29 protein-coding genes are annotated in these 26,318 nt (G+C 60.6%); 18 read left to right on the top strand and 11 right to left on the bottom strand.

What is annotated here, in order from left to right; translation table 11 throughout:
- The 5 genes from VRB54_RS03955 to tldD all read left to right on the top strand — a co-directional run bounded on the left by VRB54_RS03955 (position 1) and on the right by tldD (position 8,371).
- Positions 1-597, top strand: a complete 597-nt coding sequence (locus tag VRB54_RS03955; protein WP_338479609.1) for a nucleoside triphosphate pyrophosphatase — start codon at positions 1-3, stop codon at positions 595-597.
- A 70-nt stretch (positions 598-667) separates the two neighbouring features.
- Complete coding sequence (gene rng, locus VRB54_RS03960) at positions 668-2,125, top strand: ribonuclease G (RefSeq protein WP_209988625.1); 1,458 nt, start codon at positions 668-670, stop codon at positions 2,123-2,125.
- A gap of 76 nt (positions 2,126-2,201) precedes the next feature.
- The gene (locus VRB54_RS03965; RefSeq protein WP_338479610.1) at positions 2,202-6,017 is read left to right on the top strand and encodes a YhdP family protein; all 3,816 of its coding nucleotides are present in this window, start codon (positions 2,202-2,204) and stop codon (positions 6,015-6,017) included.
- A gap of 46 nt (positions 6,018-6,063) precedes the next feature.
- Positions 6,064-6,912: a carbon-nitrogen hydrolase family protein gene (locus tag VRB54_RS03970; RefSeq protein ID WP_338479611.1), complete on the top strand. Its 849-nt coding sequence runs from the start codon at positions 6,064-6,066 to the stop codon at positions 6,910-6,912.
- Between the two features lie 16 nt (positions 6,913-6,928).
- A complete protein-coding gene (gene tldD, locus VRB54_RS03975; protein ID WP_338479612.1) occupies positions 6,929-8,371 on the top strand; it encodes a metalloprotease TldD in 1,443 nt (480 codons plus the stop codon).
- Positions 8,372-8,416: 45 nt separating this feature from the next.
- Here the strand turns inward: tldD and yjgA are convergent, their stop codons facing one another.
- Entirely contained in the window at positions 8,417-8,938 is a 522-nt protein-coding gene (yjgA, locus tag VRB54_RS03980) for a ribosome biogenesis factor YjgA (protein WP_004372117.1), read from the bottom strand.
- A 108-nt stretch (positions 8,939-9,046) separates the two neighbouring features.
- Here yjgA and pmbA point away from each other — a divergent pair, with 108 nt between their 5' ends.
- The 6 genes from pmbA to VRB54_RS04010 all read left to right on the top strand — a co-directional run bounded on the left by pmbA (position 9,047) and on the right by VRB54_RS04010 (position 14,302).
- Entirely contained in the window at positions 9,047-10,393 is a 1,347-nt protein-coding gene (gene pmbA, locus VRB54_RS03985; RefSeq protein ID WP_338479613.1) for a metalloprotease PmbA, read from the top strand.
- Positions 10,394-10,542: 149 nt separating this feature from the next.
- Positions 10,543-10,938 carry a FagA protein gene (locus VRB54_RS03990; RefSeq protein WP_338479614.1) on the top strand — a complete coding sequence of 132 codons (396 nt, stop codon included), beginning with the start codon at positions 10,543-10,545 and terminating at the stop codon, positions 10,936-10,938.
- Positions 10,931-12,307, top strand: a complete 1,377-nt coding sequence (locus tag VRB54_RS03995; protein WP_338479615.1) for a class II fumarate hydratase — start codon at positions 10,931-10,933, stop codon at positions 12,305-12,307. The genes VRB54_RS03990 and VRB54_RS03995 overlap by 8 nt, the downstream gene beginning before the upstream one ends.
- 26 nt (positions 12,308-12,333) lie before the next feature.
- Positions 12,334-12,762 carry a hypothetical protein gene (locus VRB54_RS04000; RefSeq protein ID WP_209988645.1) on the top strand — a complete coding sequence of 143 codons (429 nt, stop codon included), beginning with the start codon at positions 12,334-12,336 and terminating at the stop codon, positions 12,760-12,762.
- 1 nt (position 12,763) lies between these two features.
- On the top strand, positions 12,764-13,375 hold the full coding sequence (locus VRB54_RS04005) for a superoxide dismutase (protein ID WP_338479616.1): 612 nt from the start codon (positions 12,764-12,766) through the stop codon (positions 13,373-13,375).
- Positions 13,376-13,408: 33 nt separating this feature from the next.
- Positions 13,409-14,302 carry a ZIP family metal transporter gene (locus VRB54_RS04010; protein WP_338479618.1) on the top strand — a complete coding sequence of 298 codons (894 nt, stop codon included), beginning with the start codon at positions 13,409-13,411 and terminating at the stop codon, positions 14,300-14,302.
- A gap of 25 nt (positions 14,303-14,327) precedes the next feature.
- Here VRB54_RS04010 and VRB54_RS04015 read toward each other — a convergent pair whose 3' ends face one another.
- The 10 genes from VRB54_RS04015 to VRB54_RS04060 form a co-directional block, all read right to left on the bottom strand.
- Positions 14,328-14,600: an HPr family phosphocarrier protein gene (locus VRB54_RS04015; protein ID WP_338479620.1), complete on the bottom strand. Its 273-nt coding sequence runs from the start codon at positions 14,598-14,600 to the stop codon at positions 14,328-14,330.
- Positions 14,601-14,616: 16 nt separating this feature from the next.
- Positions 14,617-15,474: an RNase adapter RapZ gene (gene rapZ, locus VRB54_RS04020; RefSeq protein WP_338479621.1), complete on the bottom strand. Its 858-nt coding sequence runs from the start codon at positions 15,472-15,474 to the stop codon at positions 14,617-14,619.
- A 2-nt stretch (positions 15,475-15,476) separates the two neighbouring features.
- Entirely contained in the window at positions 15,477-15,932 is a 456-nt protein-coding gene (gene ptsN / locus VRB54_RS04025; protein WP_004372099.1) for a PTS IIA-like nitrogen regulatory protein PtsN, read from the bottom strand.
- A gap of 8 nt (positions 15,933-15,940) precedes the next feature.
- A complete protein-coding gene (gene hpf / locus VRB54_RS04030; RefSeq protein WP_003171804.1) occupies positions 15,941-16,246 on the bottom strand; it encodes a ribosome hibernation-promoting factor, HPF/YfiA family in 306 nt (101 codons plus the stop codon).
- A gap of 76 nt (positions 16,247-16,322) precedes the next feature.
- Positions 16,323-17,816 (bottom strand): RNA polymerase factor sigma-54, encoded by a 1,494-nt coding sequence (locus VRB54_RS04035; protein WP_338479622.1) that lies wholly within the window; start codon positions 17,814-17,816, stop codon positions 16,323-16,325.
- Between the two features lie 184 nt (positions 17,817-18,000).
- Positions 18,001-18,726, bottom strand: coding sequence for an LPS export ABC transporter ATP-binding protein (gene lptB, locus VRB54_RS04040; protein ID WP_004372092.1), 726 nt, complete (start codon positions 18,724-18,726; stop codon positions 18,001-18,003).
- Entirely contained in the window at positions 18,726-19,259 is a 534-nt protein-coding gene (gene lptA / locus VRB54_RS04045) for a lipopolysaccharide transport periplasmic protein LptA (protein ID WP_032870591.1), read from the bottom strand. The genes lptB and lptA overlap by 1 nt, the downstream gene beginning before the upstream one ends.
- On the bottom strand, positions 19,246-19,818 hold the full coding sequence (lptC, locus tag VRB54_RS04050; protein ID WP_004372088.1) for an LPS export ABC transporter periplasmic protein LptC: 573 nt from the start codon (positions 19,816-19,818) through the stop codon (positions 19,246-19,248). The genes lptA and lptC overlap by 14 nt, the downstream gene beginning before the upstream one ends.
- An 8-nt stretch (positions 19,819-19,826) precedes the next feature.
- Positions 19,827-20,351 carry a KdsC family phosphatase gene (locus VRB54_RS04055; protein ID WP_057006865.1) on the bottom strand — a complete coding sequence of 175 codons (525 nt, stop codon included), beginning with the start codon at positions 20,349-20,351 and terminating at the stop codon, positions 19,827-19,829.
- Entirely contained in the window at positions 20,352-21,326 is a 975-nt protein-coding gene (locus VRB54_RS04060) for a KpsF/GutQ family sugar-phosphate isomerase (RefSeq protein ID WP_338479623.1), read from the bottom strand.
- 305 nt (positions 21,327-21,631) lie between these two features.
- On the opposite strand from VRB54_RS04060, the gene VRB54_RS04065 reads away from it, so the two are divergent.
- From VRB54_RS04065 to murA, 7 genes are all read left to right on the top strand, one after another.
- Positions 21,632-22,441, top strand: coding sequence for an ATP-binding cassette domain-containing protein (locus VRB54_RS04065; protein ID WP_003216128.1), 810 nt, complete (start codon positions 21,632-21,634; stop codon positions 22,439-22,441).
- Positions 22,441-23,238, top strand: a complete 798-nt coding sequence (mlaE, locus tag VRB54_RS04070; RefSeq protein WP_005784853.1) for a lipid asymmetry maintenance ABC transporter permease subunit MlaE — start codon at positions 22,441-22,443, stop codon at positions 23,236-23,238. The genes VRB54_RS04065 and mlaE overlap by 1 nt, the downstream gene beginning before the upstream one ends.
- Positions 23,238-23,705 carry an outer membrane lipid asymmetry maintenance protein MlaD gene (gene mlaD / locus VRB54_RS04075; RefSeq protein WP_003171814.1) on the top strand — a complete coding sequence of 156 codons (468 nt, stop codon included), beginning with the start codon at positions 23,238-23,240 and terminating at the stop codon, positions 23,703-23,705. The genes mlaE and mlaD overlap by 1 nt, the downstream gene beginning before the upstream one ends.
- Positions 23,706-23,716: 11 nt before the next feature.
- Positions 23,717-24,364, top strand: a complete 648-nt coding sequence (locus VRB54_RS04080) for an MlaC/ttg2D family ABC transporter substrate-binding protein (RefSeq protein ID WP_004372074.1) — start codon at positions 23,717-23,719, stop codon at positions 24,362-24,364.
- The gene (locus VRB54_RS04085) at positions 24,361-24,666 is read left to right on the top strand and encodes an STAS domain-containing protein (protein ID WP_338479624.1); all 306 of its coding nucleotides are present in this window, start codon (positions 24,361-24,363) and stop codon (positions 24,664-24,666) included. Before VRB54_RS04080 ends, VRB54_RS04085 begins: the two co-directional genes overlap by 4 nt.
- 114 nt (positions 24,667-24,780) lie before the next feature.
- Positions 24,781-25,020: a BolA family protein gene (locus VRB54_RS04090; protein WP_003188597.1), complete on the top strand. Its 240-nt coding sequence runs from the start codon at positions 24,781-24,783 to the stop codon at positions 25,018-25,020.
- 23 nt (positions 25,021-25,043) lie between these two features.
- On the top strand, positions 25,044-26,309 hold the full coding sequence (gene murA, locus VRB54_RS04095; protein WP_004372068.1) for a UDP-N-acetylglucosamine 1-carboxyvinyltransferase: 1,266 nt from the start codon (positions 25,044-25,046) through the stop codon (positions 26,307-26,309).
- Positions 26,310-26,318 lie beyond the last annotated feature (9 nt).

Here is a 26,318-nt window from a genome sequence, read left to right on the forward strand (position 1 = left end):
ATGAATTCGCTTTATCTAGCCTCGGGTTCTCCCCGACGGCGTGAACTGCTGACCCAGATCGGTGTGCCCTTCACTGTGGTCAGCGCCGCCATTGACGAAACACCTCTTACCAATGAATCACCCGTTTCCTACGTCGAGCGTCTTGCGCGCGGCAAGGCAGCGGCGGGTTTCGCCGTGCTTGAAACGCCCTCCAATGCCTGTGTGCTAGGGGCTGACACGGCGGTGATTGTCGATGGCCGGATTCTCGGCAAACCCGTGGACCAGGCCGATGCCCTGGCGATGTTGATGGCCCTCGCGGGAAATGAACACGAGGTGCTCACCGCCGTTGCCCTGACTGATGGTCAGCGCTGCGAAACCCTATGCGTCAGCAGCCGTGTACGTTTTCGTGAGATTGGCGTCGAAGAAGCCACCGCCTACTGGCACAGTGGCGAACCCCGGGACAAGGCGGGTGGCTATGCTATCCAGGGGCTGGGGTCGGTGTTTGTTGCCGGGCTCAATGGCAGCTATTCCGCCGTGGTCGGGCTGCCGGTGTGCGAAACCGCGCAACTGCTCGGCCGATTCGGCATACCCTGTTGGCAAAACCTTACCGTGCGCTGAACGCCGTATTACAGCGCCAAGCCTTGAGCGATCGGTCACTATTGTGAAAACGCCAGAACGAGACCCAGCCATGAGTGAAGAGATTCTGATCAACATCACGCCGATGGAATCGCGCGTGGCGGTGGTAGAGAACGGTGTTCTGCAAGAAGTGCACGTCGAGCGCACCCAGAAGCGCGGGATCGTCGGCAATATTTATAAAGGCAAGGTGGTGCGCGTACTGCCGGGGATGCAGGCGGCGTTTATCGACATCGGCCTGGACCGTGCGGCATTTATTCACGCGTCGGAGATCTCTCTGCGCGAAGGGCCTGCGGTGGAGAGCATCAGCGCCCTGGTGCATGAAGGGCAGAGCCTGGTGGTGCAAGTCACCAAGGACCCCATCGGCTCCAAAGGCGCGCGGCTGACGACACAGCTGTCGATTCCTTCGCGTTATCTGGTGTACATGCCGCGTACGGCCCATGTCGGCATTTCCTTGAAGATCGAAGATGAAGGCGAGCGCGAACGCCTGAAAAAAGTGGTCAGCGACTGCGTGGCGGCCGAAGGCATCAAGGAAGCCGGCGGCTTCATCCTGCGCACCGCCGCCGAGGGCGCCGGTGCCGATGAAATCCTCATGGACATCCGCTACCTGCGGCGTCTGTGGGACCAGATCGGCGAGCAGATCAAGACCATCGGCGCGCCCAGTGTCATCTATGAAGATCTCGGCTTGGCGCTGCGTACCCTGCGCGACCTGGTCAGCCCGAAAATCGAAAAAATTCGCATCGACTCGCGGGAAACCTTCCAGCGCACCACACAATTTGTCGCCGAACTGATGCCGGAAATTGCAGACCGCCTGGAGCATTACCCTGGCGAGCGGCCGATCTTCGACCTGTATGGCGTCGAAGACGAGATCCAGAAAGCCCTCGAGCGCAAGGTGCCGCTCAAGTCCGGCGGCTATCTGGTGGTGGACCCTGCGGAAGCCATGACCACCATCGACGTCAACACGGGGGCGTTTGTCGGCCATCGCAACCTGGAAGAGACCATCTTCAAGACCAACCTCGAAGCGGCCACGGCGATTGCCCGCCAACTGCGCCTGCGCAACCTGGGCGGGATCATCATCATTGACTTCATCGACATGGAAGATGAAGAGCACCAACGCCAGGTGTTGCGCACCCTTGAGAAGCAATTGGAACGCGATCACGCCAAGACCAACATCATCGGTATCACCGTGCTGGGCCTGGTGCAGATGACCCGCAAACGCACCCGCGAAAGTCTCGAACAGGTGTTGTGCGAACCCTGCAGCAGTTGCCAGGGTCGCGGAAAATTGAAAACCCCTGAAACGGTTTGCTACGAGATTTTCCGGGAAATCCTGCGCGAGGCACGGGCTTACCAGGCTGAAGGTTATAGAGTGCTGGCTAACCAGAAAGTGGTCGATCGGCTGCTGGACGAAGAGTCCGGCAACGTCGCTGAGCTGGAGGTATTTATCGGGCGCACGATTCGCTTCCAGGTCGAAACCATGTATTCCCAGGAACAATACGACGTGGTGCTGCTCTGATCCCCAATCGCTTGTTTTCTTCGAGCCCGGCAGACGTTGATCTGCCGTCCGCCCACCGCTTTGAGGGTCGCCTGACATGGAGCGTTTGATACGCTTTTTTGCCGCATTGACCCGCTGGGGCCTGGGCCTGTGCGCTCTACTGTTGGTATTGGCGGCGGTGTACGTGAGCCTGGGGCGTGAATTGACCCCGTTGGTGGCCGAATACCGCGCCGAAATCGAAACCAGGGCCCAGGCTGCAGTGGGCATGCCCCTGCGTATCGGCAGCCTGGAAGGGCGCTGGAGCGGCTTTGCCCCCGTGTTGCTGGCCCATGATGTGATGGTCGGCGAGGGCAACAGCGCCTTGCGCCTGGATCAGGTCGAAGTGGTGCCGGATATATGGGCCAGCCTGATCGCCCGTGAAGTGCGTCTTGCGCACCTGCAAGTCAGCGGCCTGCAACTGAGCGTCAAGGAAGACAAGGACGGCCACTGGGCCCTGCAGGGCTTGCCGCTACCGGACGACCAGCCGCTGGACCCGCAGCAGTTGCTCGAGCGCATGCAGCGGATCAAGCGCGTGTCGGTGCTCGACAGCCAGGTCACCCTGCAACCCTTCGATCAGGCGCCGGCGACACTCACCTACGTTGGCCTGAGCCTGCACACCGGCACCGATCGCCAACGCCTGGATGCACGCCTGACCCTCCCCGATGGCCAGCCGCTGGCTCTGAACCTGCGCACGCGCATCCGCGCCAGCCAATGGCAGGACGGTGAAGTCCAGGCTTACCTGAGCCTGCCCCAGAGCGATTGGGCCAAGTGGATTCCCGCCCGCCTCACTCAGCAATGGACACTCACCGAGTTCAAGTCCAGCGGAGAATTTTGGCTGACCTGGGCCAAGGGAACCGTGCAAAGCGCTGCGGCGCGTCTCAACGCTCCCGAGATAAAAGGCAGTTATGCCGGGCGCAAGCCGGTGCATATCGAGAATTTTGCCCTGACGGCATACCTGCAACGCAGCGACACGGGCCTTAAGGTGCTGTTTGACTCGCTGGCGATGAACCTCGGCGACAACCGCTGGGAATCGCGCCTGCAATTGCAGCAGGCGCTGGCGACCGACAAGGCTCTGGAAACGTGGAAGTTGCAGGCCGATCGCCTGGACCTGACCCCGATTACTCCCCTGTTGAATGCCCTGGCGCCGCTGCCTGAAGGCTTCGCCAAAACCATCGAGCATCTCAAGGTCACCGGCCTGCTGCGCAATGTGCTGGTGGATTTCCGGCCCCAGGACATCACCGACCAGAAACTCGGTTTCGCCGCCAATCTTGATCGCGTGGGTTTCGATGCCTATTCCGGCGCGCCGGCGGCGCGCAACGTGTCGGGCAGCATCAGCGGCGACCTGGGCCAGGGCGAGCTGCGCATGGACAGCAAGGATTTTTCCCTGCACCTGGACCCGATCTTCGCCAAGCCCTGGCAATACATCCAGGCCAATGCGCGGCTGACCTGGAAGCTTGATAAACAAGGCTTCACCCTGATCGCCCCGTATATCAAGGTGCTGGGCGAAGAAGGCAAAGTGGCCGCCGACTTCCTGATTCGCCTGCATTTCGATCATAGCCAGGAAGACTACATGGACCTGCGGGTGGGCATGGTCGATGGCGATGGGCGTTTTACGCCCAAGTACTTGCCGGCGGTGCTGAGCCCGGCTCTGGATGAGTGGCTGCGTACTGCGATTCTCAAAGGCGCGGTCGACCAGGGTTTCTTCCAGTATCAGGGGTCGTTGAACCATAACGCGTTGCCGGCTTCGCGCAACATCAGTCTGTTCTTCAAGGTGCATGACGCCGAGCTGGCGTTCCAGCCGGGCTGGCCTCATGTCAGCAAGGTCAACGGCGAAGTGTTCGTCGAGGAAAGCGGCGTGCGCATTCTGGCCAGCAAGGGTCAGTTGCTCGACACAAAGGTCAAGGACGTCTACGTCAATATTCCTCATGCCCCTGTGGGCAAGGACAGCCACCTGCTGTTGACCGGTGGTTTTTCCGGCGGCCTGGGCGATGGCCTGAAAATTCTGCAGGAGGCGCCGATTGGTACGGCGTCGACCTTTGCCGGCTGGAAAGGCGAGGGCGACCTGCAAGGCAAGCTGGACCTGGATGTGCCGCTGGCCAAAGGCACCGAGCCCAAGATCGTGGTGGACTTCCAGACCGACAAGGCCCGCCTGCAGTTGGCCGATCCGACCCTGGACCTCAACCAACTGAAGGGGAATTTCCGCTTCGACACTGCCAAAGGCTTGAGCGGCGATCAAATCAGCGCCCAGGCGTTTGATCGGCCCATCAGCGCGCAGATCTTCGCCGAAGGCAGGCCGGGCGCTATCAACACCCGCGTGGTCGCGAAGGGTCAGGTCACGGTCAAGCGACTGACTGACTGGCTGAACGTTACCCAGCCGCTGCCGGTGTCCGGCGATATCCCCTACCAGTTGCAAGTCATCCTTAATGGCGCAGACAGTCAGTTGATGGTCAATTCCGACCTCAAGGGTGTGGCGGTGGACCTGCCGGCACCGTTTGGCATGCCGGCGAGCCAGGGCCGTGATAGCACGTTCCGCATGACCCTGCAGGGCGCCGAACGGCGTTACTGGTTTGATTACGGGGAACTGGCGAACTTCACCTTTGCCGCACCGCCGGACAACTTCAATGAGGGGCGCGGCGAGTTGTTCCTCGGGGATGGCGATGCAGTGCTGCCGGGTGCGAAAGGCCTGCGCATTCGCGGCGTGCTGTCGGAGCTGGATATCGATCCGTGGAAGAAACTGGTTGGCCGCTACGCCGGTAATGACCCGGGTGGCAGCGCCAAGCAACTGCTCAGTGGCGCGGATTTCAAGGTCGGCAAGCTGACGGGCTTTGGCAAGCAGTTCGATCAGGTCAGTCTGCTGCTGGACCGCAAACCGGCGGCCTGGGGCCTGCAACTCGACAGCCAGCAGGTCAAAGGCTCAGTGAACTTGCCCGATGCCAAGGGCGCGCCCATCGCGATCAACCTGCAGTACGTAAAACTGCCTGCGGTTGACCCGACAGTGCAGGCGGATGAAAACGCGCCAGACCCGCTGGCCGACATCGACCCCAAGGACATTCCCGCGCTGGATATCAACATCGACCAGTTGTTCCAGGGCCCGGACCTGATCGGTGCGTGGTCGCTGAAAATCCGGCCCACCGCCAAGGGCCTGGCCTTCAACAGCCTGGACCTGGGCCTCAAGGGCTTGCAGCTCAAGGGCGCGGGCGGTTGGGAAGGCACGGCCGGCGACAGCAGCAGTTGGTACAAAGGGCGCCTGGACGGCAAGAACATCGCGGATGTGCTCAAGGGCTGGGGCTTTGCGCCTACCGTGACCAGTCAGGAGTTCCACCTCGATGTGGATGGCCGCTGGCCGGGTTCGCCGGCGTGGGTCGGGCCAAAGCGGTTCTCCGGCATGCTCGATGCCGATTTTCGCCAGGGTCAGTTTGTCGAAGTCGAGGGCGGTGCCCAGGCGTTGCGCGTGTTTGGCCTGCTCAACTTCAACTCCATCGGCCGTCGCCTGCGCCTGGACTTCTCCGACCTGCTTGGCAAGGGCTTGAGCTATGACCGGGTCAAAGGCCTGCTGGCGGCCAGTGATGGTGTGTTTGTAACGCGAGAGCCGATCACCATGACCGGGCCTTCGACCAACCTTGAACTCAATGGCACCCTGGACCTGGTGGCCGACCGCGTGGATGCCAAGCTGCTGGTGACCCTGCCGGTGACCAACAACCTGCCGATTGCGGCACTGATTGTCGGCGCGCCGGCCATCGGTGGTGCGCTGTTTCTGATCGACAAGCTGATTGGTGACCGCGTTTCGCGCTTCGCCAGCGTGCAATACACCGTGCAAGGGCCGTGGAAGGATCCGAAGATTACCTTCGACAAGCCTTTCGAAAAGGCCAAGTGAGGCTTGATGGAGTAGCCTGTGGCTATTCTTTTATGGAGTATCGGCCATGACGTTTGCGGTAATTCAGATGGTCAGCCAGAGCGACGTGCTGGCCAACCTGGCCGAGGCCCGGCGCCTGCTGGAGCAGGCCGCCCAGGGAGGTGCCCGGCTGGCGGTGCTGCCGGAAAACTTCGCCGCCATGGGCCGCCGCGACGTGGCCGATATCGGCCGAGCCGAAGCCTTGGGCGAAGGCCCGATCCTGCCATGGTTGAAACAGGCCGCTCGCGACCTCACCTTATGGATAGTGGCCGGCACATTGCCGTTGCCGCCCAGGGATCAACCGAATGCCAAGTCTACTGCCTGCTCGCTGTTGATCGATGATCGCGGTGAGGTGGTTGCCCGTTACGACAAACTGCACCTGTTCGACGTCGACGTGGCGGATGCCCGGGGTCGCTATCGTGAATCCGACGACTATGCTTTTGGCAGCAATGTAATAGTGGCGGACACCCCCGTCGGGCGACTGGGCCTGACGGTGTGTTACGACCTGCGCTTCCCGGAGTTGTACAGCGAGTTGCGTGCGGCGGGCGCTGAGCTGATCAGCGCGCCCTCGGCCTTTACGGCGGTCACCGGCGCTGCGCACTGGGACGTGCTGATCCGCGCGCGGGCCATCGAAACCCAGTGCTACGTGCTGGCGGCGGCTCAGGGCGGCGTGCACCCGGGCCCAAGGGAAACTCACGGACATGCCGCCATCGTCGACCCTTGGGGTCGCGTGCTGGCGCAACAGGATCGAGGCGAAGCGGTGTTGCTGGCCGCACGCGACAGCACGGAACAGGCGTCGATACGGGCGCGCATGCCGGTGGTGAATCACCGGCGCTTTTTCTCGCAGGGCGCGCAGCGACCTGCTTCAGAACGATGAATTTAAGGCCAAACCTATGAGCGAGTTGTTGTCCTCAGTCAGTGAACACCTCCTGGCACCCGGTGGCGTGACCATCGAAAGCTTGCAAACCGTGCTCGGTGACCTGGCCGGGCCAGGCATCGATGCGGCCGACCTGTACTTTCAGGGGCAGATTTCCGAGTCCTGGTCGCTGGAAGACGGCATCGTCAAGGAAGGCAGTTTCAACCTCGACCAGGGCGTGGGCGTGCGTGCGCAATCGGGCGAAAAGACCGGGTTTGCCTACAGTAACGCGATCACCCTCGAAGCGCTGGGCCAGGCCGCGCGCGCCGCGCGTTCGATCTCCCGTGCTGGCCAGAATGGCACGGTGCAGGCGTTCAGCACCCAGGATGTCGCCCAGTTGTACGGCCCGGATAACCCGCTGGAAGTGATCAGCCGTGCGGAAAAGGTCGAGCTGCTCAAGCGCGTCGACGCCGCCACCCGCGCGCTGGATCCGCGAATCCAGCGAGTCACCGTAAGCATGGCCGGGGTGTGGGAGCGCATCCTGGTGGCGTCCACTGACGGCAGCCTGGCAGCGGATGTACGCCCACTGGTGCGTTTCAATGTCAGCGTGATCGTCGAACAGAACGGCCGCCGCGAACGCGGTGGGCATGGCGGCGGCGGGCGCACCGACTACCGGTATTTCCTCGCCGACGACCGCGCCATGGGGTACGCCCGTGAAGCGCTGCGCCAAGCGCTGGTCAATCTGGAAGCCATTCCAGCGCCTGCGGGCACGTTGCCGGTGGTGCTGGGGTCCGGTTGGTCCGGCGTGCTGCTTCACGAAGCGGTGGGCCATGGCCTGGAAGGTGACTTCAACCGCAAGGGCAGTTCGGCTTATAGCGGGCGCATGGGCGAGATGGTTGCGTCCAAACTGTGCACCATTGTCGATGACGGCACGCTGGTCGGCCGTCGTGGCTCGTTGACAGTGGACGATGAAGGCACGCCTACCGAGTGCACCACCCTGATCGAGAACGGCGTTCTCAAGGGCTACATGCAGGACAAGCTCAATGCCCGCCTGATGGGCGTGGCGCGAACCGGTAACGGTCGTCGCGAGTCCTACGCGCACCTGCCGATGCCGCGCATGACCAACACCTACATGCTCGGCGGCGAAAGCGACCCGGCGGAAATCATTGCGTCGGTCAAGCGCGGGATCTATTGCGCCAACCTCGGCGGCGGCCAGGTTGATATCACCAGCGGCAAGTTTGTGTTCTCCACCAGCGAGGCGTACCTGATCGAAGACGGCAAAATTACTGCGCCGGTCAAAGGGGCGACCTTGATTGGCAACGGTCCGGAAGCGATGAGCAAGGTGTCGATGGTCGGTAATGACCTGTCGCTGGACAGCGGCGTGGGCACATGCGGCAAGGATGGGCAGTCGGTGCCGGTGGGTGTCGGCCAGCCAACGCTGAAGATTGATGCGATCACCGTGGGTGGCACGGGGTCGTAAGAGATGGAGCTTCGGGTGGCGAAGACCGCCACCCGGGGAAGAGGATCAGCGCAGGCCGCGTTGAGTCTCGTCCAGCTCACGGATGTACTTGAAGATTTTACGGCTGGTGGCTGGCGCCTTGTTATGCGCCTGCTCGTGCTGAGCCTGACGGATCAGGGAGCGCAGTTGCTGGCGGTCCGCGTCCGGGTAGTCCAGCACGAATTTCTCCAGCACGGCGTCATCGCCCGCGATCAGGCGGTCACGCCAACGTTCCAGGTTGTGGAAACGTTCGTTGTACTGGCGAGTGGAGGCATCGGTTTGATCAAGCAGGGCCAGGATGGCGTCAATGTCCTGATCGCGCATCAATTTGCCGATAAACATGATGTGCCGTTTACGCGCGATATTCGCACTGTGCTTGGGCGCATCGGCCAGCGCCCGGCGCATTTCGTCGGTCAGTGGCAGTTTGGCAATCAAATCTTTCTTGAGCGTTGTAAGGCGCTCGCCGAGGTCAACCAGCGCATGCAGCTCGCGTTTGACCTGGGTTTTGCTTTTCTCCCCATCGAGGGAGTCGTCGTAAGAATCAACCATGGTGGCAGTCCGCAAAGAAACGCCGCCATGATAACCAGTCGGGGGCCGCTTGTCCGGCCCGGTCGCTCGATGGCCTTAACCGAAAGCAGATTTTGAGTGGAGAAAACCATGAGTGCAGCCCAAAGCGTCGGTCCGCAAGCGTTACCGGCACTGCAGGAACAAGTCGAGCAGATCCTTGCCGAGGCCAAGCGTCAGGGGGCCGGTGCCTGTGAAGTGGCGGTGTCGCTGGAGCAGGGGCTGTCGACTTCGGTGCGTCAGCGGGAAGTGGAAACTGTCGAGTTCAACCGTGACCAGGGGTTTGGCATCACCCTGTACGTCGGTCAGCGCAAAGGCTCGGCGAGCACCTCGGCCAGCGGCCCGGACGCGATACGCGAGACCGTCGCTGCCGCCCTGGCGATTGCCAGGCACACTTCCGAGGACGAAAGCTCGGGCCTGGCCGACAAGGCGCTGATGGCCAGTGACGTGCAGGACTTCGATCTGTTCCACGCCTGGGACATCACGCCTGAGCAGGCCATCGAACAGGCGCTGACGTGTGAAGCGGCGGCGTTCGACGCAGATGCCCGCATCAAGAACGCCGATGGCACCACTTTGAGTACTCACCAGGGTTGCCGTGTTTATGGCAACAGCCATGGGTTTATCGGTGGTTATGCGTCGACTCGTCACAGTTTGAGCTGCGTCATGATTGCTGAAGCCAATGGCCAGATGCAGCGCGACTACTGGTATGACGTAAACCGCCAGGGCGAGTTGCTGGCTGACCCGGTCAGCATCGGCCAGCGCGCAGCACAGCGCGCCGCGAGCCGCCTGGGTGCGCGCCCGGTGCCTACCTGTGAAGTGCCGGTGCTGTTTTCCGCAGAGCTGGCCGGGGGCTTGTTCGGCAGTTTCTTGGGGGCGATTTCCGGCGGCAACCTGTACCGCAAATCCTCGTTCCTTGAAGGGGCTATCGGTCAGAAGCTGTTTCCAGAGTGGATGACCATCGATGAGCGTCCGCACCTGATGCGCGCCATGGGCAGCTCATCGTTCGACGGTGACGGCCTGGCCACCTATGCCAAGCCGTTCGTCGAGCAGGGTGAGTTGGTGTCCTATGTGCTGGGTACCTACGCCGGTCGCAAGCTCGGCCTGCCCAGCACCGCCAACGCGGGTGGCGTACATAACCTGTTCGTGAGTCATGGCGATGAAGACCAGGCCGCGCTGTTGCGTCGCATGGGGCGAGGCCTGCTGGTGACCGAACTGATGGGACACGGCCTGAACATGGTCACCGGGGATTACTCGCGCGGCGCCGCGGGTTTCTGGGTGGAGAACGGCGAGATTCAGTTCGCGGTCCAGGAAGTCACCATCGCCGGCAACATGCGCGATATGTTCAAGCAGATCGTCGCGGTCGGTAATGATCTGGAACTGCGCAGCAACATTCGCACAGGTTCGGTACTGATCGAGCGGATGACAGTGGCGGGCAGCTGACGCGCTCGTCGCCTTGAATAAAAGAGCGCGCTATCCACACGGATAGCGCGTTTTTTTATACCTGGATTGCCGACGGATCACTCTGCCGCCATTGCGTTGATTCTGATTATCATTTAATAATAAATATCATTACCGAATGAGTGTGGATCATGAGTTCCGTCCTGCATGAAGATCCCTACCTCGAAAGTTGGCGCTGGATGAGCCGTCAGATTCGCTGCGGCCTCGATCCCAACGAGCCGCGCCTGATCGAGCATTACCTCAACGAGGGTCGTTACCTCGCGTGCTGTACGGCGACTCACCCGTGGACAATTGCTGAAACCTCATTTCGTTTGCTCATCGACACCGCCAGCGATATTGCCCTGCCGTGGCACTGGCGATCCCTGTGTCTGGACCAGGCCTGGCGCCCGCTGCGCGACCTGGAAAAACTCTCCCGCTGTGCCTGTCGCCTCAAGCGCTGGCAGGCATTTGCCTGGCAATTGGCAACGTGCCAATTGCAGCCCTCCCTTTCTGTTTCTGACCTGGTGCAAGGATCCTCCGATGAGTAACACCCGTATCGAACGCGACAGCATGGGCGAACTGCACGTACCGGCCGAGGCTCTGTACGGCGCCCAGACCCAGCGCGCCGTGGACAACTTCCCGATCAGCCATCAGCGCATGCCGGCGCCCTTCATTCGCGCGCTGATCCTGGCCAAGGCCGCCGCCGCCAAGGCCAATGTCGAGCTCAAACAGATCAGCGAAGGGCAGGGCAAGGCCATCGTCGACGCCGCCCAGGGTTTGCTCGAAGGCGACTTCATGCGCCACTTCCCGGTGGATATCTTCCAGACCGGTTCCGGCACCAGCTCCAACATGAACGCCAACGAAGTGATCGCCACCCTTGCCAGCCGCCTGCTGGGCGAGGTGGTCAACCCCAACGATCACGTCAACTGCGGGCAAAGCAGCAACGACATCATCCCCACCACCATCCACGTCAGCGCGGCAATGGCGTTGCATGAGCAAACGTTACCGGCGCTGCTGCATCTGGTGCAGGTTATCGAGCAGAAAGCCGAGCAGGTGCATCCGTTCATCAAGACCGGCCGCACCCATCTGATGGACGCCATGCCGGTACGCATGAGCCAGGTGCTCAACGGCTGGGCGCAGCAGCTCAAGGCCAACATCGGGCATCTGCAGGACCTGTTGCCCAGTCTGCAGGCCCTGGCCCAGGGCGGCACCGCCGTGGGCACGGGCATCAACGCACATCCCGAATTCGCCGCGCGCTTCAGTCAGCAACTGAGCAGCCTGACCGGCGTGAAGTTCACCCCGGGCAAGAACCTGTTCGCGCTGATCGGCTCTCAGGACACCGCCGTTGCGGTGTCTGGCCAACTGAAGGCGACCGCCGTGTCGCTGATGAAAATCGCCAATGACCTGCGCTGGATGAACTCGGGCCCATTGGCCGGCCTGGGCGAAATCGAACTGCAGGCTTTGCAGCCGGGCTCGTCGATCATGCCCGGCAAGGTCAACCCGGTAATTCCCGAGGCGACCGCCATGGTCGCCGCGCAGGTGATCGGCAATGACACGGTGATCACCATCGCCGGCCAATCGGGCAACTTCGAACTCAACGTGATGCTACCGATCATCGCCCAGAACCTGCTCAGCAGCCTCGAACTGCTGGGCAATTCCAGCCGTCTGCTGGCGGACAAGGCGATTGCCAGCTTCAAGGTCAACGAAGCCCGGCTCAAGGAAGCGTTGTCGCGCAACCCGATCCTGGTGACGGCACTCAATCCGATCATTGGTTACCAGAAGGCGGCTGAAATCGCCAAAAAGGCCTATCAGCAGGGTCGCCCGGTGATCGATGTCGCCCTTGAACACACTGACTTGCCGCGTAGCCAACTGGAGGTCCTGCTGGACCCGGAAAAGCTCACGGCCGGCGGCGTGTAATCACCGACCTGCTTTGGAGGCTCACCATGGAGCACTGGAAACGCACGATCGAACGGGCCAATCGCTGTTTTATGGCAGGTGAACTGGTTGACGCTCGCGAGGCCTATCTGCAAGCCCTGGCCCTGGCACAAGTGTTGTTCGAGCGCTGGGCCGATGCCGACGAAGCTGTGGCGGCCTGCGTCATTTCCCATCACAACCTGGCAGACCTGCACCTGCGCCTGAACCAGCCTGAGGAAAGCGCCGAATACCTCTGCGCGGTCCATCAGCGTCTGTTGCAGACCATGCAGGACCCGCGTCTGCCGCCGCAACTGCGTGAGGCGGCATTGCGCCAAAGCAGCAAAACCTACGTCGAACTGCTGAATTTCATCAGCGATCACGGTGAATACCCACGCACCCACCGCCTGCTGGGCGGTGCCGCGGTGCAACCGACCCCGTCTCAATACGGAGCACATTGATATGAGCTACACCTTGCCTGCATTGCCTTATGCCTACGATGCCCTGGAACCGCACATCGATGCGCAAACCATGGAAATCCACTACACCAGGCACCATCAGACCTACATCAACAATTTGAACGCTGCGGTTGATGGTACTGAGTTTGCCGACTGGCCGATTGAAAAACTGGTGTCCAGCGTCCAGCAGTTGCCCGAAAAATTGCGCGCTGCGGTGATCAATCAGGGTGGTGGTCATGCCAACCACTCGTTGTTCTGGGCCGTCATGTCGCCTAAAGGTGGCGGCAAGCCCGAGGGCGTACTGGGCAAGGCGATCGATGAACAGTTGGGCGGTTTCGACAGCTTCAAGGAGGCATTCACCAAAGCTGCGTTGACCCGCTTCGGCAGCGGTTGGGCCTGGCTGAGTGTTACTCCACAAAAGACCCTGGTGGTGGAAAGCAGCGGTAACCAGGACAGCCCGCTGATGAACGGCAATACCCCGATTCTGGGTCTGGACGTCTGGGAGCATGCGTATTACCTGCTGTACCAGAACCGCCGCCCGGAATACATCAACGCCTTCTACAGCGTTATCAACTGGCCCGAAGTGTCTGCACGCTACCAAGCCGCTGTGGTCTGACATTTATCTCCATAACAAGACCTAAGGCCGACTATGGGTACTGGAACACTGGCGATCAGCAGCGTGCGATTGTTTCGCTATGCGTTTGGCTCGCTGCTGCTGCTGGCAGGCATTGCATTGCTGGTGGCCCACGGGCTGGCCTGGCTGGACCTGGAACCGCGCATTCTGCGTGCCCTGCAGGGCGGTGCGCTCTGCGCGCTCGGCACAGCCTTGGGCGCGGTGCCCGTACTGGTAATCCGGCGCATGCCGGTGGCGTTGAGCGATACGCTGCTGGGCTTCGGGGCGGGGGTGATGCTGGCTGCGACCGCCTTTTCGCTGGTGGTGCCGGGTATTTCCGCCGCCGAAAGCCTGGGGCTTTCGCCTTGGGCCGCCAGTGGCCTGATCAATTTCGGCATCATGCTGGGCGCATTCGGGCTGTATCTGGTGGATCGCAAAGTTTCCGGCGCCAGTCCGGAAATGCTGGTGGGCGCACCGGATAAACCGGTCATTCCGCCTCGAATCTGGCTGTTTGTATTTGCCATCATCGCCCACAACATTCCGGAAGGTATGGCGGTGGGGGTGTCCGCCGGCGGCGGCATGCCGGATGCCGACAGCCTGGCGATGGGTATCGCGCTGCAGGATGTGCCGGAAGGACTGGTGATCGCGCTGGTACTGGCGGGGGCGGGCATGTCGCGGGTCAAGGCGTTCCTGATCGGCGCCGCTTCAGGTCTGGTGGAGCCGGTGTTCGCCGTACTCTGTGCCTGGCTGGTTACCCTGGCCGAAGTGCTGTTGCCATTGGGCCTGGCATTGGCTGCGGGCGCGATGCTGCTGGTGGTGACTCACGAGGTGATCCCCGAGTCGCGGCGCAATGGTCACGACAAGCTTGCCAGCCTTGGGTTGTGCCTGGGGTTTTGCTTGATGATGGTGATGGACACTGCCCTGGGTTAGGCCGCGCTGCTACACAGGTTGGCGGTTATTCACCTTCGTCAAACTTGTTGTTGATCAACTCCACCAAGGCTGCCATCGCTTCATCCTCCTGCTCACCTTCGGTTCTCAGATGAATCTTGGTGCCCTTGCCAGCAGCCAGCATCATCATTGCCATGATGCTTTTGCCATCGACCATCGACTCCGGTGTGCGCCCGGCGCGGATCTGGCAAGGAAACTGCCCGGCGACGCCGACGAATTTGGCCGAAGCCCGGGCGTGCAGGCCCAGCTTGTTGATAATTTCAATTTCCAGAGCGGGCATCGCGGGGGTGTTCCTTTCAGCTTAGGTCGCGGTGGCGGACCTGAACGTTCTTGAGGGTTTGCTGCAGCACCTGGCCAAGACGTTCGGTCAGGTAGACGGAGCGGTGGTGACCGCCGGTGCAGCCGATGGCGATGGTGACATAAGCGCGATTGCTCGCAGCAAAGCGCGGCAACCATTTGAGCAGGTAGGTGGAAATGTCCTGGAACATATCCTCCACATCCGGCTGCGCGGCCAGGTAATCAATCACCGGCTGATCCAGTCCGGATTGTTCGCGCAGCTCCGGCTTCCAGTAAGGATTGGGCAGGCAGCGCACGTCGAACACCAGGTCGGCATCCACCGGCATGCCGCGCTTGAAGCCAAACGACTCGACCAGAAAGGCAGTCCCGGGCTCGGGCTGATTCAGCAGCCGCAGCTTGATGGCGTCGCGCAACTGGTACAGGTTCAGGTTGGTGGTGTTGATCTTGAGGTCGGTCAGATCGATGATCGGCCCCAGCAGCGTGGTCTCGTCTTCGATAGCCTCGGCCAGCGAGCGGTTCGGGCTGCTCAGCGGGTGGCGCCGGCGGGTTTCGGAGAAACGCTTGAGCAGCGTCTCTTCGTCGGCGTCCAGATACAGCACATCACAATGAATATGCTTGCCGCGCACTTCTTCGAGCAGTTCAGGGAACCGCGAGAGGTGGCTGGGCAGGTTGCGTGCATCAATCGAAACAGCGACCAGCGGTTGCGCCAATTCGGTATGGATAAGCGCGCGTTCGGCCAGTTCCGGCAACAGGCCAGCGGGCAAATTATCGATGCAATAAAAGCCGCTGTCTTCAAGCACATTGAGTGCGGTGCTTTTACCCGAGCCGGACCGGCCACTGACAATAATCAGGCGCATGGTTATTGCTCGTCCAGCACAACCTGATACAACGCCTCATTGCTGCTGGCGTTGCGCAGTTTATGACGTACTTCCTTGCGGTCGAGCATGCTGGCGATCTGCCGAAGCAGTTCCAGGTGAGCATCGGTGGCCGCTTCCGGGACCAGCAAAACGAAGAGCAGGTCGACCGGAGCGCCGTCGATAGCGTCGAAATCGATGGGTCTTTCCAGGTGCAGCAAGGCGCTGACAGGTGTGTCGCAGCCTTTGAGTCGGCAATGAGGAATGGCGATGCCGTTGCCAAAACCGGTGGAGCCCAGTTTTTCACGGTCGATCAGGGCCTTGAACACGACCTGCTCATCCAGCTCGGGCACTTCCCGGCTGATCAGGTTTGCAATGTGTTCGAGGGCTTTTTTCTTGCTGCCACCCGGCGCGTTCACCAGGGAACGGCCGGGGGTCAGGATGGTTTCAAGTCGGATCATGGGGGGAGTTAACGACCTGTACCTTGCATCAGGTGCAGATTCTTTTCCTTATGCTTTATGAGTTGGCGGTCGAGCTTGTCGTAGAGCGAGTCAATCGCCGCGTACATGTCTTCGTGTTCCGCATTGGCGACGAGCTTGGCATTCGGTACGTGCAGGGTGGCTTCGATTTTCTGCTTGAGCTTGTCGACCTCCATGATGACCTGCACATTGGTGATCTTGTCGAAATGCCCCGCAAGCTTGTTCAGCTTGCTCTCGGTGTATTCACGCAGGGGCTTGGTGACTTCCAGCTGGTGTCCACTGATGTTGACTTGCATACAGCTTCTCCTTCGTTGCCAGTGCATAAAGCGACAGGCGAAAAGCGCCTGCCACTGGAACGCTGTGGCCCGCCCGTCACATCAACCGCTTACGCTCGCTGGAAGGCGCAATCCCAAGGGATTCGCGATACTTGGCGACGGTTCGACGGGCGACCTGAATGCCTTGTGCCTCCAGTAAACCAGCGATCTTACTGTCACTCAATGGCTTTTTCTGATTTTCCGCGGCAACCAGTTTTTTGATGATTGCGCGAATCGCCGTGGACGAGCATTCGCCGCCTTCGGAGGTGCTGACGTGGCTGGAGAAAAAGTATTTCAGCTCATATATACCCCGCGGGGTATGCATGAATTTCTGTGTGGTTACCCGCGAAATCGTCGATTCGTGCATGCCCACCGCTTCGGCGATATCGTGCAGCACCAGCGGTTTCATCGCTTCGTCGCCGTACTCCAGGAAGCCGCGCTGATGCTCGACGATCTGGGTGGCCACTTTCATCAGGGTTTCGTTGCGACTTTGCAGGCTCTTGATGAACCAGCGGGCCTCCTGCAACTGGTTGCGCATGAAGGTGTTGTCGGCGCTGGTATCGGCGCGGCGTACAAAGCCGGCGTATTGCGGGTTGACCCGCAGGCGCGGCACGGATTCCTGGTTCAGCTCCACCAGCCAGCGCTCGTTGTCCTTGCGGACGATCACGTCGGGGACCACGTATTCGGCTTCGCTGGATTCGATCTGCGAGCCCGGACGCGGGTTTAGGCTCTGCACCAGCTCGATGACCTGGCGCAGCTCATCTTCCTTGAGCTTCATGCGACGCATCAGCTGGCTGTAGTCACGGCTGCCCAGCAGGTCGATGTAGTCGGTGACCAGGCGCTGGGCTTCGTTGAGCCATGGCGTCTTGGCGGGCAATTGACGCAGTTGCAACAGCAGGCATTCACTGAGGTTGCGTGCACCAATACCGGCGGGCTCGAACTGCTGGATGCGGTGTAGGACGGCTTCGATCTCGTCCAGTTCGATATCCAGTTCCGGGTCGAAAGCTTCCAGAATTTCGTCGAGCGTTTCGTCCAGGTAGCCCTGGTTGTTGATGCAGTCGATCAGGGTGACGGCGATCAGGCGATCGGTGTCGGACATCGGCGCCAGGTTCAGTTGCCACAGCAGGTGACTTTGCAAGCTCTCGCCGACGGAGGTGCGGGTGGTGAAGTCCCACTCGTCATCATCATTGCTGGGCAGGCTGCTGGCACTGGTCTGGTAAACGTCTTCCCAGGCAGTGTCCACAGGCAGTTCGTTGGGGATGCGCTCGTTCCAGTCGCCTTCCTCGAGGTTGTCCACCGTGGGGGCGGTTTCCTGATAGGAGGGTTCCTGCACGTCCGGGTTGGGTTTTTGCTCGATGTTGTCGGCCAGTGGGTCTGCATTATCGAAGTCGTCGCCTTCTTCCTGGCGTTCGAGCATCGGATTGGACTCCAGGGCCTCCTGGATTTCCTGTTGCAGGTCCAGGGTCGACAATTGGAGCAGGCGGATGGCCTGTTGCAGCTGCGGTGTCATCGTCAGCTGCTGGCCCATTCTCAGGACTAGCGATGGTTTCATGGCAGGGGCTTAACACCTTATTCGCCGGCGCAATGCGCCATCCACGACAGGGCGCGCGAGCGCCAAACATAAGCAAATTATATGCCTGATATCGGGTGCTTTGCCTAGAGCGCGATGACAATAAAAATACTGAGGTTTTCATTGACTCGCGCGCTCGTCGGCGAACGCCCTGATACCACCGTGTCTACAGGCGGAACTCGTGACCCAGGTACACTTCCTTGACCAGTTCGTTGGCCAGGATAGTCGCCGAATCGCCTTCGGCGATCAGTTGGCCATCGTTGACGATATAGGCGGTCTCGCAGATATCGAGGGTCTCACGGACGTTGTGGTCGGTGATCAGCACACCGATACCCTTGGCCTTGAGATGATGGATGATCTGCTTGATGTCGCCGACCGAGATCGGGTCGACGCCGGCAAACGGTTCGTCCAGCAGGATGAACTTGGGTGCGGTGGCCAGGGCGCGGGCGATTTCCACGCGGCGACGCTCACCACCGGACAGGCTCATGCCGAGGTTGTCGCGAATGTGGTTGATGTGGAATTCCTGCAGCAGGCTTTCCAACTCCTGACGGCGGCCGTCGCGGTCGAGTTCCTTGCGGGTCTCGAGGATCGCCATGATGTTGTCGGCAACCGACAGCTTGCGGAAGATCGACGCTTCCTGTGGCAGATAGCCGATACCGGCGCGTGCACGACCATGCATGGGCTGGTGGCTGACGTCGAGGTCGTCGATCAGCACACGACCCTGGTCGGCCTGGACGAGGCCCACGATCATGTAGAAGCAGGTGGTCTTGCCGGCGCCGTTGGGGCCGAGCAAGCCGACGATCTGGCCGCTGTCGATCGACAGGCTGACGTCGCGCACGACCTGACGGCTTTTGTAGGCCTTGGCCAGATGCTGGGCTTTCAGGGTTGCCATTACTCGGCCTTCTTCTTCGGCTGGATAACCATGTCGATTCGCGGACGCGGTGCAGTGACCTTGGAGCCATTGGCGCGACCGGCGTTGGCGATCTGCTTCACGGTGTCATAGGTGATTTTTTCACCTTCCGTGGAGTTGCCATCGGGGCTCAGCACCTTGGCCTGGTCGATCAGCACGATGCGATTCTGCTGGGCGTGATACTGGATAGTCTTGCCGTAGCCCTTCATCGGGCCGGTATCGGCAGGGGCCTGCTTCTGCTCGAAGTAGGCCAGGTTGCCCACCGACGTAACCACGTCAATGTCGCCAGCCGGGGTGCGGGTGAGGGTCACCGTGTTGCCGGTGATCTTCATCGAGCCCTGGGTGATGATGACGCCGCCGGTATAGGTCGCGACGCCTTGCTTGTCATCGAGCTGAGCGTCGTCAGCCGAGATGTGGATCGGTTGCTGGCTATCGTTCGGCAGAGCCCAGGCGCTCACGCTTCCCAGTGCTGCGCCCAGACCGAGCAAAATAGGGAGAGTTTTAACGAGCCTCATACTGTCCTCTTACGTTCGATAGCAGGTGTATCCTGCTTTCTTTCAAATACGCTTTCATTCCCTTGCCAGTCGATACACCGCCAGCGCCGTCGATTCTAACGTCTTGCTCGGTCTGCGCATATTGCCTTTGTGGGAATACGGTCATGCGACTGCTGGTAATGATGGTGTCGCGGTTCTGCGCGTCAGTTCGTGCGACGCGCACCGAGTCGATCAGTTCCACCTCGGTGCCGTCCGGGTTGACCTCGCCACGCTTGCTGGTCACGTGCCACGGGAACTCGGTGCCACGGTACAGATTCAGGTCCGGGTTGGTCAGCAGGGTGACCTCGGAAGCCTTCAAGTGCTCGACCTTGTCCGATGTCATCTCGTACTGCACCTTGCCATCGGGCAGGAACTGTACGCTGTAGGCGTTGGTCGCGTAATAGTCGATAACCCCTTCGTCAACCTGCGCAACAGGCTGGTCGAGAAAGCGCTCCGGGCTGATATTCCAGTAGCCTACCGCGAGGAATAGCGCGGCAATGACCCCGAATAACAGGAAGTTGCGAATCTTTTTGCTCAGCATAAAACGCTCTATAGGTAGGCGGCGTGGGCCGCTTCAAGGCGGCCCTGGGCACGCAGGATCAGCTCGCAGAACTCGCGGGCGGCGCCTTCGCCGCCGCGGGCGGTCGTGACGCCATGGGCGTGTTCACGCACGAACGCGGCAGCATTGGCGACGGCCATGCCCAGGCCCACGCGGCGAATCACCGGCAGGTCCGGCAAGTCGTCACCCAGGTAGGCGACCTGCTCATAGCTTAGGTTGAGTTGGCCAAGAAGCTCGTCGAGCACCACCAGTTTATCCTCACGGCCCTGATACAGGTGAGGAATACCCAGGTTTTGTGCGCGGCGTTCCACAACGGGTGTTTTTCGACCACTGATAATGGCCGTTTGCACGCCCGCAGCCATCAACATCTTGATGCCCTGGCCGTCGAGGGTGTTGAACGTCTTGAATTCGCTGCCGTCTTCGAGAAAGTACAGGCGGCCATCGGTCAGCACGCCGTCCACGTCGAAAATCGCCAGTTTGATGTGCTTGCCGCGTTGCAGCAGGTCGTCGCTCATTTACATCACTCCCGCACGCAGCAAGTCGTGCATGTTCAGGGCGCCAATCGGGCGGTCGTCTGCATTGACCACCACCAGCGCGCCGATCTTGTGGTCTTCCATGATCTTCAGCGCTTCGGCTGCCAGCATTTCGGGGCGTGCTGTCTTGCCGTGGGGCGTCATCACTGCGTCAATGGTGGCCGTGTGGATATCAATGGTGCGGTCCAGGGTGCGGCGCAGGTCGCCGTCCGTGAACACGCCGGCCAGTCGCCCGTCCGCTTCCAGAATAACGGTCATGCCCAGGCCCTTGCGCGTCATTTCCATCAGTGCGTCCTTGAGCAGGGTACCGCGCTGGACGTGAGGCAGCTCATCCCCCGAATGCATCACATGTTCCACCTTGAGCAGCAGGCGGCGGCCCAGGGCACCACCGGGATGGGAAAACGCGAAGTCTTCAGCGGTGAACCCGCGCGCTTCGAGCAGCGCCACAGCAAGTGCATCGCCCATCACCAGGGTGGCGGTGGTGGAGGAGGTCGGCGCCAGGTTAAGCGGGCAGGCTTCGTGGGTCACGTGTACGTTCAGATTGACTTCGGCGGCCTTGGTCAGCGTCGACTCCGGGTTGCCGGTGATGCTGATCATCTGGATGCCAAGACGCTTGATCAGCGGCAGCAGGGTCACGATTTCGTTGGTGGTACCGGAGTTGGACAGGGCCAGAATCACGTCGTCGCGGGTGATCATGCCCATGTCGCCATGACTGGCTTCAGCCGGGTGCACGAAAAACGCGGTGGTGCCGGTGCTTGCCAGGGTGGCGGCAATCTTGTTGCCGACATGGCCGGATTTGCCCATGCCGACCACCACAACGCGGCCCTTGCTGGCCAGAATCAGCTCGCAGGCGCGTACGAAATCCGCGTCGATATGGGCCAGCAAGCCTTCTACGGCTTCAAGCTCCAGGCGGATCGTACGTTGTGCGGATTGAATGAGGTCGCTGGATTGGCTCATGTCTGAAGTCGTATAGCCTGACGAAAAGTCGGCGATTATAGCGGTAATGAACAATTCCCTCACGCTAGATCGTCAGGGTTTATTCGATGGGCTCAAATTTACACTCGGTTACATCCTCGCGGTTTTTTCGCTGTCCTGATTCTGAACGAGCGATGTTCCGGCCTTGGGGGCTCTGCACCAGCGGTGATATAGTTCGCCGCTTGTTCGGCCCGCCCAGTACACGCGGCTATTTATATTGCGCAAGCGTGCAAACGTTTGTCGTTCACGTGGTGTCTGAGTGTGAGTCCGCATCCCAAGGAGTTTAGATGAGTGCCGATAACGCCTACGCGGTCGAGCTGAAGGGCCTTTCCTTCAAGCGCGGGACGCGCAGCATCTTCAATAACGTCGATATTCGCATTCCCCGCGGCAAGGTCACGGGCATCATGGGGCCTTCCGGTTGCGGCAAGACCACCCTGTTGCGTCTGATGGGCATGCAGTTGCGGCCCAGCGCCGGCGAAGTGTGGGTCAATGGCCAGAACCTGCCGACGCTGTCGCGCAGCGATCTGTTCGACGCGCGCAAGCACATGGGCGTGCTGTTCCAGAGCGGCGCGCTGTTCACTGACCTGGACGTTTTCGAGAACGTGGCCTTCCCGTTGCGGGTGCACACCCAGCTGTCCGACGAGATGATTCGTGACATTGTGTTGTTGAAACTGCAGGCCGTCGGCCTTCGCGGTGCCATCGACCTGATGCCGGACGAACTGTCCGGCGGCATGAAGCGCCGTGTCGCGCTGGCGCGAGCCATTGCCCTGGATCCGCAGATCCTCATGTACGACGAGCCCTTCGTGGGTCAGGACCCGATCGCCATGGGTGTCCTGGTGCGCCTGATCCGCCTGCTCAACGATGCGCTGGGGATTACCAGTATCGTGGTCTCCCACGACCTGGCAGAAACGGCGAGCATCGCCGACTACCTGTATGTCGTCGGCGATGGCCAGGTGCTGGGGCAGGGCACACCCGAAGAACTGATGAACGCCGACAACCCGCGCATTCGCCAATTCATGACCGGTGATCCTGATGGTCCGGTGCCCTTTCATTTTCCGGCAGCGGATTACCGCTCAGACCTTCTGGGGAAGCGTTGATGCGCAAGACATCTCTTATCGAGAAGGTTCGCCTTTTCGGTCGGTCCGGCATCGATATCATCGAAGTGCTGGGTCGTTCGACCATTTTCCTGTTCCACGCCCTGCTTGGGCGCGGTGGCATCGGCGGTGGCTTTGGCCTGCTGCTCAAGCAATTGCACGCCGTGGGCGTGATGTCGCTGGTGATCATCGTGGTGTCCGGGGTTTTCATCGGCATGGTGCTGGCGCTGCAAGGCTTCAACATCCTTTCGAGCTATGGCTCGGAACAGGCGGTAGGCCAGATGGTTGCCCTGACGCTGCTGCGTGAGCTGGGGCCGGTGGTGACCGCGCTGCTGTTCGCCGGACGCGCAGGTTCTGCACTGACCGCCGAAATCGGCAACATGAAATCCACCGAGCAGTTGTCCAGTTTGGAAATGATCGGTGTGGACCCACTCAAGTACATCGTTGCCCCGCGCCTGTGGGCCGGCTTCATTTCCCTGCCGCTGCTGGCGATGATTTTCAGCGTGGTGGGCATCTGGGGCGGTTCTTGGGTTGCCGTGGACTGGCTGGGCGTCTATGACGGTTCCTACTGGGCCAACATGCAAAACAGCGTGACCTTCACGGGTGATGTGCTCAACGGCATCATAAAGAGCATCGTCTTCGCGTTTGTCGTGACCTGGATCGCCGTATTCCAAGGCTATGACTGTGAGCCCACTTCAGAGGGGATCAGCCGTGCCACCACCAAGACCGTTGTGTACGCCTCGCTGGCGGTACTGGGCCTTGACTTCATTTTGACCGCCTTGATGTTTGGAGACTTCTGATGCAAAACCGCACTGTGGAAATCGGTGTCGGCCTTTTCTTGCTGGCTGGCATCCTGGCTTTACTGTTGCTGGCCCTGCGGGTCAGCGGTCTTTCGGCCAGCCCCACCGCCGATACCTATAAACTTTACGCGTACTTCGACAATATTGCCGGTTTGACTGTCAGAGCTAAAGTGACCATGGCCGGTGTCACCATCGGCAAGGTCACGGCAATCGATCTGGATCGCGACAGCTTCACCGGGCGAGTGACGATGCAACTGGACAAGAAGGTGGATAACCTGCCGACTGACTCCACAGCATCTATCCTCACTGCGGGTTTGCTCGGTGAGAAGTACATCGGTGTCAGCGTGGGCGGGGAAACAGCCCTGCTCAAGGATGGTTCGACCATCCACGACACGCAGTCGTCGCTGGTGCTTGAGGATCTGATTGGTAAGTTCCTGCTCAACACGGTCAATAAAGACGCCAAATGAGGAATCTGTTCATGATCTCTACCTTGCGACGTGGCCTGCTGGTACTGCTTGCAGCGTTGCCGCTGATGGCAAACGCGGCAGGTTCTGCCCACGACCTGGTGCAGGACACGACCAACAAGATGTTGGCTGACCTGACGGCCAACAAAGAAAAGTACAAACAGGACCCGAGCCAGTTCTACAACGCGCTCAACACCATCGTGGGCCCGGTCGTGGATGCCGAAGGCATCTCCCGCAGCATCATGACGGTGAAATATTCGCGCAAGGCCACGCCAGCCCAGATGCAGACCTTCCAGGAAAACTTCAAGCGCGGGCTGTTCCAGTTCTACGGCAACGCCTTGCTGGAGTACAACAACCAGGGCATTACCGTGGCCCCGGCCGGCGACGAATCGGGTGACCGCACCAGCGTCAACATGAGCGTCAAAGGCAACAACGGCGCGGTGTACCCTGTGCAGTACACGCTGGAGAAGGTCAAGGGCGAGTGGAAGCTGCGCAACGTGATCATCAACGGCATCAACATTGGCAAACTGTTCCGAGACCAGTTCGCCGACGCGATGCAGCGCAATGGCAACGACCTGGACAAGACCATCAATGGTTGGGCCGGTGAAGTGGCCAAGGCCAAGGAAACCTCCGACAAAGAAGCCGGGAAGTCTGCGCAATGACCGAGTCGGCTGTTCGTATCGGCGCTGCCGGCGAGCTGTTCCTCAGTGGCGTGCTGGACTACCGCACCGGGCCTGACCTGCGCAAGCAGGGCCAGGCGCTGATCAAGGCCAGCAGCGCACCTGCGCTGGTGCTCGATTGCTCGGCGGTGACCAAGTCCAGCAGCGTAGGTTTGTCCTTGTTGCTGTGCTTCATGCGTGATGCCGAAGCGGCCAACAAGCCGCTCAGCATTCGTGCGTTGCCTGAGGACATGCGTGAGATCGCCGAGGTTTCCGGTCTGACCGAGCTGCTGGCGCATCCTTAATACACGTTATTACAGAGGCCCCCCGTCAGAGTCCTGCTATGCGGGGTTCGCAGGCGCGGGGCTTTTTTGTATGATGTGCGACCCGTGCGCACTGGGCGCCGATAGAGGTTGAACATGCAGGCCCTAGAAGTTAAGAGCTTTCTGGAAGGAAAGCTGCCGGAAACGACCGTAGAAGTTGAAGGCGAAGGCTGCAATTTCCAGCTGAACGTGATTAGCGATGAACTGGCGGCATTGAGCCCGGTCAAGCGTCAGCAGCAGATCTATGCCCATTTGAACCCATGGATCACCGATGGCAGCATCCATGCGGTCACTATGAAATTTTTCAGCCGCGCGGCCTGGGCCGAGCGCACCTGAGCCCCCAAGGCGTCGAGATTCTTATGGATAAATTGATTATTACCGGCGGTGCCCGCCTTGATGGCGAGATCCGCATCTCCGGTGCGAAAAACTCTGCCTTGCCGATTCTGGCAGCGACCCTGCTGTGCGATGGCCCGGTCACCGTGGCCAACCTGCCGCACCTGCACGACATCACCACCATGATCGAGCTGTTCGGTCGCATGGGCATCGAGCCGGTAATCGACGAGAAGCTCTCGGTCGAAATCGACCCGCGCACCATCAAGACCCTGATCGCCCCGTACGAGCTGGTCAAGACCATGCGTGCGTCGATCCTGGTGCTGGGCCCCATGGTTGCCCGTTTCGGCGAGGCTGAAGTGGCCCTGCCTGGCGGTTGCGCCATTGGCTCGCGTCCGGTCGACCTGCACATCCGTGGCCTTGAAGCCATGGGCGCGGTTATCGACGTCGAAGGCGGCTACATCAAGGCCAAGGCGCCAGAAGGCGGCCTGCGTGGCGCCAACTTCTTCTTCGATACCGTCAGCGTCACCGGCACCGAGAACATCATGATGGCCGCTGCCCTGGCCAACGGCCGCAGCGTCCTCCAAAACGCCGCGCGCGAGCCGGAAGTGGTCGACCTGGCCAACTTCCTGATCGCGATGGGTGCCAATATCAGCGGCGCCGGCACCGACACCATCACCATCGACGGCGTGAAGCGTCTGCACTCGGCCACCTACAAAGTGATGCCGGACCGTATCGAGACGGGCACCTACCTGGTTGCCGCCGCCGTAACCGGTGGCCGCGTCAAGGTCAAGGACACCGATCCGACCATCCTTGAAGCCGTTCTGGAAAAACTCAAGGAAGCCGGTGCTGAAATTACCACCGGTGAAGACTGGATCGAGCTGAACATGCACGGCAAGCGGCCAAAAGCCGTTAACGTGCGTACCGCTCCGTACCCGGCGTTCCCGACCGACATGCAGGCGCAGTTCATCTCCCTGAACGCAATCGCCGAAGGCACCGGTGCGGTGATCGAGACCATCTTCGAAAACCGTTTCATGCACGTGTACGAACTGCATCGCATGGGCGCCAAGATCCAGGTTGAAGGCAATACCGCCATCGTCACCGGTATCGACAAGCTCAAGGGCGCGCCAGTGATGGCTACCGACCTGCGTGCGTCGGCCAGCCTGGTGATCTCGGCGCTGTGCGCTGACGGCGACACCCTCATCGACCGCATCTACCACATCGACCGTGGTTACGAGTGCATCGAAGAAAAACTGCAGATGCTCGGCGCCAAGATCCGCCGCGTACCGGGCTAGTCCTGGCGC

Origin of the sequence: Pseudomonas trivialis (assembly GCF_036864995.1) — a bacterium.
Taxonomy (GTDB): Bacteria; Pseudomonadota; Gammaproteobacteria; order Pseudomonadales; family Pseudomonadaceae; genus Aquipseudomonas; species Aquipseudomonas trivialis.

Bases quoted from the DNA above. Each gene is read 5' to 3' on its own strand.
- VRB54_RS03955 (WP_338479609.1), top strand. From the start codon at position 1: ATGAATTCGCTTTATCTAGCCTCGGGTTCTCCCCGACGGCGTGAACTG.
- rng (WP_209988625.1), top strand. From the start codon at position 668: ATGAGTGAAGAGATTCTGATCAACATCACGCCGATGGAATCGCGCGTG.
- VRB54_RS03965 (WP_338479610.1), top strand. From the start codon at position 2,202: ATGGAGCGTTTGATACGCTTTTTTGCCGCATTGACCCGCTGGGGCCTG.
- VRB54_RS03970 (WP_338479611.1), top strand. From the start codon at position 6,064: ATGACGTTTGCGGTAATTCAGATGGTCAGCCAGAGCGACGTGCTGGCC.
- tldD (WP_338479612.1), top strand. From the start codon at position 6,929: ATGAGCGAGTTGTTGTCCTCAGTCAGTGAACACCTCCTGGCACCCGGT.
- yjgA (WP_004372117.1), bottom strand. From the start codon at position 8,938: ATGGTTGATTCTTACGACGACTCCCTCGATGGGGAGAAAAGCAAAACC.
- pmbA (WP_338479613.1), top strand. From the start codon at position 9,047: ATGAGTGCAGCCCAAAGCGTCGGTCCGCAAGCGTTACCGGCACTGCAG.
- VRB54_RS03990 (WP_338479614.1), top strand. From the start codon at position 10,543: ATGAGTTCCGTCCTGCATGAAGATCCCTACCTCGAAAGTTGGCGCTGG.
- VRB54_RS03995 (WP_338479615.1), top strand. From the start codon at position 10,931: ATGAGTAACACCCGTATCGAACGCGACAGCATGGGCGAACTGCACGTA.
- VRB54_RS04000 (WP_209988645.1), top strand. From the start codon at position 12,334: ATGGAGCACTGGAAACGCACGATCGAACGGGCCAATCGCTGTTTTATG.
- VRB54_RS04005 (WP_338479616.1), top strand. From the start codon at position 12,764: ATGAGCTACACCTTGCCTGCATTGCCTTATGCCTACGATGCCCTGGAA.
- VRB54_RS04010 (WP_338479618.1), top strand. From the start codon at position 13,409: ATGGGTACTGGAACACTGGCGATCAGCAGCGTGCGATTGTTTCGCTAT.
- VRB54_RS04015 (WP_338479620.1), bottom strand. From the start codon at position 14,600: ATGCCCGCTCTGGAAATTGAAATTATCAACAAGCTGGGCCTGCACGCC.
- rapZ (WP_338479621.1), bottom strand. From the start codon at position 15,474: ATGCGCCTGATTATTGTCAGTGGCCGGTCCGGCTCGGGTAAAAGCACC.
- ptsN (WP_004372099.1), bottom strand. From the start codon at position 15,932: ATGATCCGACTTGAAACCATCCTGACCCCCGGCCGTTCCCTGGTGAAC.
- hpf (WP_003171804.1), bottom strand. From the start codon at position 16,246: ATGCAAGTCAACATCAGTGGACACCAGCTGGAAGTCACCAAGCCCCTG.
- VRB54_RS04035 (WP_338479622.1), bottom strand. From the start codon at position 17,816: ATGAAACCATCGCTAGTCCTGAGAATGGGCCAGCAGCTGACGATGACA.
- lptB (WP_004372092.1), bottom strand. From the start codon at position 18,726: ATGGCAACCCTGAAAGCCCAGCATCTGGCCAAGGCCTACAAAAGCCGT.
- lptA (WP_032870591.1), bottom strand. From the start codon at position 19,259: ATGAGGCTCGTTAAAACTCTCCCTATTTTGCTCGGTCTGGGCGCAGCA.
- lptC (WP_004372088.1), bottom strand. From the start codon at position 19,818: ATGCTGAGCAAAAAGATTCGCAACTTCCTGTTATTCGGGGTCATTGCC.
- VRB54_RS04055 (WP_057006865.1), bottom strand. From the start codon at position 20,351: ATGAGCGACGACCTGCTGCAACGCGGCAAGCACATCAAACTGGCGATT.
- VRB54_RS04060 (WP_338479623.1), bottom strand. From the start codon at position 21,326: ATGAGCCAATCCAGCGACCTCATTCAATCCGCACAACGTACGATCCGC.
- VRB54_RS04065 (WP_003216128.1), top strand. From the start codon at position 21,632: ATGAGTGCCGATAACGCCTACGCGGTCGAGCTGAAGGGCCTTTCCTTC.
- mlaE (WP_005784853.1), top strand. From the start codon at position 22,441: ATGCGCAAGACATCTCTTATCGAGAAGGTTCGCCTTTTCGGTCGGTCC.
- mlaD (WP_003171814.1), top strand. From the start codon at position 23,238: ATGCAAAACCGCACTGTGGAAATCGGTGTCGGCCTTTTCTTGCTGGCT.
- VRB54_RS04080 (WP_004372074.1), top strand. From the start codon at position 23,717: ATGATCTCTACCTTGCGACGTGGCCTGCTGGTACTGCTTGCAGCGTTG.
- VRB54_RS04085 (WP_338479624.1), top strand. From the start codon at position 24,361: ATGACCGAGTCGGCTGTTCGTATCGGCGCTGCCGGCGAGCTGTTCCTC.
- VRB54_RS04090 (WP_003188597.1), top strand. From the start codon at position 24,781: ATGCAGGCCCTAGAAGTTAAGAGCTTTCTGGAAGGAAAGCTGCCGGAA.
- murA (WP_004372068.1), top strand. From the start codon at position 25,044: ATGGATAAATTGATTATTACCGGCGGTGCCCGCCTTGATGGCGAGATC.